Raw genomic sequence first — 5,488 nt, forward strand, 5'->3', positions numbered from 1 at the left:
GTTCGCCGCGGGCCAGATCCTGGGACCGCTGCTGGCATCCTGGGCGGCGCGCTGGGGCGCGGGCCTGCCGCAGGTGCTGGCCGCCAGTGCGGCGCTGCTGGCCCTGTCCGCATGGCGTTTGGGAAAGATCACGACAGATGACAAGGTCGCTGGGCATAATGCGATCGCGAGCGGCCCGCGGGGCGGCTCGCGCCATAACCAGAACTAGGAGTCATCTGCATGAAACCGTTGCGTCCCCTGATTGCCGCCCTGGCGGCCGTTGCCGCCTTCAGCGGCGCCGCCCAGGCTCAGACCGCCGACTGGCCGGCCAAGCCCATCACCATGATCGTGCCCTACGCGCCGGGCGGCTTCGCCGATACCCGGGTGCGCCTCCTGGCGCGCAAGCTGGGCGACTCGCTGGGCCAGCCCATCGTGGTCGAGAACAAGGCGGGCGCGGGCGGCGTGGTCGGCACCAACCTGATCGCGCGCGCCGCGCCGGACGGCTACACCATTGGCACGGGCAACCTGGCGCCCATGGCGGTCAACCCGACGCTGATGAAGGACATGCCGTACAACCCGCAGAAGGATCTGGCCCCGATCATCCTGATCGAGAACAGCCCGCTGGTGCTGAGCGTGAACAACGAATTGCCCGTGAAGACGCTGGCGGACCTGATCGCGCTGGCCAAGAAGCAGCCCGGCAAGCTGTCCTTCGGTTCGTCCGGCGTGGGCGGGGCGCATCACCTGTCCGGCGAAATGTTCCGCGAACAGGCCAAGATCGACATCGTCCACGTGCCCTACAAGGGCGGCAGCCTGGCCGCGACCGACCTGATGGGCGGCCATATCTCGATGATGTTCGAAATGGGCTATTCCGCGCTGCCTGCGATCCAGGGCGCCAAGATCCACCCCATCGCGGTCACCTCCGCCAAGCGCCTGGCCGTGCTGCCCGACGTGCCCACCATGGCCGAATCCGGCCTGCCCGGCTTCGAGTCCTACAACTGGCAAGGCATTGTTGCCCCCGCCGGCACGCCCGCACCCATCATCGCCAAGCTCAATGCCGAGTTCAACCGCATCCTGAAGGAACCGGATGTGCAGAAGGCCATCGCCGACACCGGCAGCCAGGCCGGCGGCGGCACGCCCGAGGAATTCGGCGCCTTCATCAAGAGCGAAACCGAGAAGTGGGCCCACGTCATCAAGGCTGGGAACATCCAGCTCCAGTAACCCTCCAGGAGACCTCCCATGGCTGCCCGTCTGATTGATCTGCTCAAGCTCCACCATCCCATCGTCCAGGCCCCCATGGCCGGCGGCGCCACGACGGTGGAGCTGGTTTCCGAAGCATCGAAGGCGGGAGTCCTGGGTTCGCTCGGGGCGGCCTATATGAGCCCCGAGCAGATCGAAGCGGCGGCGCGCGACATCCGCGCGCGCACGCCGCTGCCGTTCGCCATCAATCTGTTCGCATCCGTGCCGGAAGAACCCATGCGCGGCGACGCCAAGCGCATGCTGGCCCTGATGGCGCGCTACCACCAGCAACTGGGCCTGGCGGCTCCCGCCGCGCCCGGACCGCAGGCGGACCCGCTGCCGGAGCAGATCGAGGCCATCCTGCGCGTGCGCCCGGCCGTCTTCAGCTTCACCTTCGGCCGCATGCCGGCTGGGGCCATCGCGCGCTGCCGCGAGCTGGGCATCCTGACCGTGGGCACCGCGACCACCGTAAGCGAAGCGGTCGCGCTCGAGCAGGACGGCGTGGACGCCATCGTGGCGCAGGGCGCCGAGGCGGGCGGCCATCGCGGCACCTTCCTGGGCGGTTTCGAGGAATCGCTGATCGGCACCATGGCGCTGGTGCCCCAGGTAGCCGATGCCGTATCCGTCCCTGTTATTGCATCCGGCGGCATCATGGACGGCCGCGGCATCGCTGCCGCGTTGGCTCTGGGCGCCGATCTGGCCCAAATGGGGACGGCCTTCCTGACCACCGAGGAGTCCGGCATCAACCAGGCCTACAAGGCGCTCCTGCCCGCCTCCCGGGCGGAACAGTCCCGGGTGACCCGGGCGTTTTCCGGACGCCCCGCCCGCGGCATCGAGAACGCCTTCATGCGCGAGGCCGACGCCATCGCGGCCGACATCCTGCCGTATCCCCTGCAAAACGCACTGACGCGTCCCATGCGCACAGCGGGCGGCAAGGCCGGCAACCTTGACGTTCTGTCCCTGTGGGCCGGCCAGGGCGCGCCGCTCGCTCGGCACGAGACCACCGCCGACCTGGTAGCACGGCTGGCTCGGGAGACGGCGGCGGCGCAGGCGCGGCGCTGACCGGTATTGTTCCCTGAGCCGAAAACACTGTTCCACTTGCGGGCTCCCGCGTTGTGATTACAAAGCGTCGGGCTACAATGGCGCCTCGCCGCCGGGAGCCCAGGCCCTGCCTCGCCCCCGGCATATGAGTAACAGGGCGCTTCCCGACGCCGCCTGTCTTCGCCGCGCCGGCTCCGAGTATTGCCGGACGCGCCTATCGGACAGCAGGGCAAGCTCCGCCGCCGAAACACCCGTTCGTTGCCCATGCCCGCTCAAACAAGCAAGACCACGGAATTCGCCCTGCGCCTGGAAGGTGTGGCGCTAGGCTATGGTGATTTCACCGTCTTGCGCGATATCTCCATGGACGTGCGCGCCGGCCAGGTGGTCGCCATCATGGGCGGCTCGGGTTCGGGCAAGACCACGCTGTTGCGGGCGGCCACCGGCCAGCTCACCGCGCAGCAAGGCCGGGTGTTGGCTTTCGGCCAGGACATGGCCACCGTCAACCGCGCTGAACTGGAATCGCTGCGCACGCGCATGGGCGTGCTGTTCCAGCAGGGCGCGCTCTTCACCGACCTGAACGTATTCGAAAATGTGGCTTTTCCGCTACGCGAGCACACCAAGCTGTCGGAGCCGGAAGTCACTGAGCGCGTGCTGGACAAGCTCGACGCCGTAGGCCTGCGCGCGGCCGCGCACCTGAAGGTGGCGGAAATCTCCGGCGGCATGGCCCGGCGCGTCGCGCTGGCCCGTGCGGTGGTGCTGGAGCCCGAACTCATACTGTATGACGAGCCTTTTGCCGGGCTGGACCCGATCTCGCTAGGCATTACCGCCCGCCTGATCCGCAGCCTGGCCGACCGCCTCGGCTGTGCCTCGGTGCTGATCACGCACGACGTGCAGGAATCGTTTTCCATCGCGGACCAGGTGTACCTGGTCGGGCAGGGCAAGCTTGCCGCCTCCGGCACCCCCGAAACGCTGTCGGCGTCGCAGGACCCCTACGTGCAGCAGTTCCTCAAAGGGGAGCCCGACGGCCCTGTCGCGTTCCAATACCCCGAGACGCCCGCTTTCAAGAAGTGGCTTTCGCAACAGGAGGGGCGCCGCGCATGAGCGGATCCAACAACGCCATCGGCGCGCTGGGCGGCTGGGTGCGCAACCGCGTCTCCGGCATCGGCTACTTCACCCGGTTCTTCGGCGCCATGCTGGCGCGCAGCGGCATTGCGCTGACGCGTCCGCGCCTGGTGTCGCAGCAGGTCCATTTCATCGGCAACTACTCGCTGCTGATCATCGCCGTGTCCGGCATGTTCGTGGGCTTCGTGCTGGGGTTGCAGGGCTACTACACGCTGAACCGCTATGGCTCGGAAGAAGCGCTGGGCCTGCTGGTGGCCCTGTCGCTGGTGCGCGAACTGGGGCCCGTGGTCACGGCGCTGCTTTTCGCGGGCCGTGCGGGCACCTCGCTCACCGCGGAAATCGGCCTGATGAAGGCTGGCGAACAACTGGCGGCCATGGAAGTCATGGCCGTGGACCCGATACGCCGCGTGCTGGTGCCGCGCCTGTGGGGCGGCATCATCGCCATGCCCATTCTGGCAGCGGTGTTCTCCATGGTGGGCATCCTGGGCGGCTGGGTCGTGGGCGTGCTCATGATCGGCGTGGACGCTGGCGCGTTCTGGTCGCAGATGCAGAACGGCGTCGACGTCTGGAAGGACGTGGCCAACGGCGTCATCAAGAGCCTGGTCTTCGGCGTCACGGTGACGCTGGTCGCGCTCTACGAGGGCTGGCAGGCCAAGCCCACCCCTGAAGGCGTTGCCCGCGCGACCACGCGCACCGTGGTGGTGGGCTCGCTGGCGGTACTTGGGCTGGACTTCCTGCTCACCGCCTTGATGTTTGGAAATTGATACGGATCGATCATGTCTCGCGAAAAAACCGACTTCTGGGTAGGCCTGTTTGTATTGCTGGGCGCGGTCGCGCTGGCATTCCTGGCGTTGCGCGCCGGCAACTTGAGCACCTTTTCCTTCGCGCCGACCTATACGCTGACGGCCAACTTCGATAACGTAGGCGGCCTCAAGGTGCGCGCGCCCGTCAAGAGCGCGGGAGTTGTCGTGGGCCGGGTTGCCGGCATCTCGTTCGATGACAAAACCTTCCAGGCGGTCGTTTCGGTCAACCTGGAAACGGCCTACCAGTTCCCCAAGGACACTTCGGCGTCCATCCTGACGTCGGGTCTGCTGGGTGAACAATACCTGGGCCTGAGCGCGGGCAGCGAAGAGGAAAACTTTGCCGACGGCGGCAAGATCCGCTACACGCAAAGCGCTGTTGTGCTTGAACAACTGATCAGCCAGTTCCTGTATGGGTCGGCGGAAAAGCAAGGCTCGAACGCGCCGGAACCCGCCGCGAAAACGCCAAATTAAAGACAATGCGACAGACGCGGTAACAGCAGCGCGTCCAGAGTACGCAATATCATAAGAATCGTTGATAGGGATGCCCTGATCATGAACAAGAAAGCTATTTGCAGGATTGCTACCGTCGCCGCCGCAGGCGCACTCATGGCAGGCTGCGCCGCGCCGCAGAATCCCGATCCCCGCGATCCCTGGGAAGGCTTCAACCGGGGCGTCTACAAATTCAACGACACGGTCGACCGTGCCGTCTTCAAGCCGGTGGCGCAGGCCTATACCTTCGTCACGCCGCAGCCGGTGCGCAGCTGCGTACACAATATCTTCAGCAACGTCGGCGACCTCTGGTCCGGTACCAACAGCTTCCTGCAAGGCCGCGGCCACGACTTCGTCAACACGCTGGGCCGCTTCCTGTTCAACACCACCATGGGCGTGGGCGGCTGTTTCGACGTTGCCTCGGCCAACGGCGCGCGCCGCATCCCGAACGACTTCGGCACGACGCTGGGCGTGTGGGGCTTCAGCCAGGGCCCGTACCTGGTGCTGCCGTTCTTCGGCTCGTCGTCGGTGCGCGACGGCGCAGGCCTGATCGGCGACTACGCCGGCACGACCTACGGCTACATGGGCGTGGACGCGATCGACAACGTGCCCCTGCGCAATTCGCTGTGGGGCCTGCGCATCGTCGACACGCGCGCCAGCCTGCTGGACGCCACCGACACGGTCGACCGCGTGGCGCTCGATCCGTACAGCTTCGTCCGCGACGCCTACCTGCAGCGCCGTGCCGCCATGGTGCTGGGCCAGAAGGTGGATGACGAATCCTCCCTGCCCAACTACGAAGACGAAGGGGACGACACCCC

Annotated in this window: 6 protein-coding genes and 1 pseudogene; all 7 read left to right on the forward strand. The window is 66.7% G+C overall.

Annotated elements, in window-relative coordinates; all coding sequences use genetic code 11:
- Positions 1 to 208 (forward strand): annotated as a pseudogene (locus VIR09_RS19795) (MFS transporter); the annotation flags it as partial.
- An 11-nt stretch (positions 209 to 219) separates the two neighbouring features.
- Positions 220 to 1,197, forward strand: a complete 978-nt coding sequence (locus VIR09_RS19800) for a tripartite tricarboxylate transporter substrate binding protein (RefSeq protein ID WP_332014410.1) — start codon at positions 220 to 222, stop codon at positions 1,195 to 1,197.
- Between the two features lie 18 nt (positions 1,198 to 1,215).
- Positions 1,216 to 2,277 carry a nitronate monooxygenase gene (locus tag VIR09_RS19805; protein WP_332014411.1) on the forward strand — a complete coding sequence of 354 codons (1,062 nt, stop codon included), beginning with the start codon at positions 1,216 to 1,218 and terminating at the stop codon, positions 2,275 to 2,277.
- Positions 2,278 to 2,520: 243 nt separating this feature from the next.
- A complete protein-coding gene (locus VIR09_RS19810) occupies positions 2,521 to 3,357 on the forward strand; it encodes an ABC transporter ATP-binding protein (protein ID WP_332014412.1) in 837 nt (278 codons plus the stop codon).
- Positions 3,354 to 4,142, forward strand: coding sequence for a lipid asymmetry maintenance ABC transporter permease subunit MlaE (mlaE, locus tag VIR09_RS19815; RefSeq protein ID WP_258129569.1), 789 nt, complete (start codon positions 3,354 to 3,356; stop codon positions 4,140 to 4,142). The genes VIR09_RS19810 and mlaE overlap by 4 nt, the downstream gene beginning before the upstream one ends.
- 12 nt (positions 4,143 to 4,154) lie before the next feature.
- Positions 4,155 to 4,652 carry an outer membrane lipid asymmetry maintenance protein MlaD gene (gene mlaD, locus VIR09_RS19820; RefSeq protein ID WP_013390958.1) on the forward strand — a complete coding sequence of 166 codons (498 nt, stop codon included), beginning with the start codon at positions 4,155 to 4,157 and terminating at the stop codon, positions 4,650 to 4,652.
- Between the two features lie 81 nt (positions 4,653 to 4,733).
- On the forward strand, positions 4,734 to 5,488 hold a 755-nt coding region (locus VIR09_RS19825; RefSeq protein WP_332014413.1), incomplete at its 3' end, for a VacJ family lipoprotein.

The organism is Achromobacter sp., from assembly GCF_036567245.1.
Lineage (GTDB): Bacteria > Pseudomonadota > Gammaproteobacteria > Burkholderiales > Burkholderiaceae_B > Achromobacter.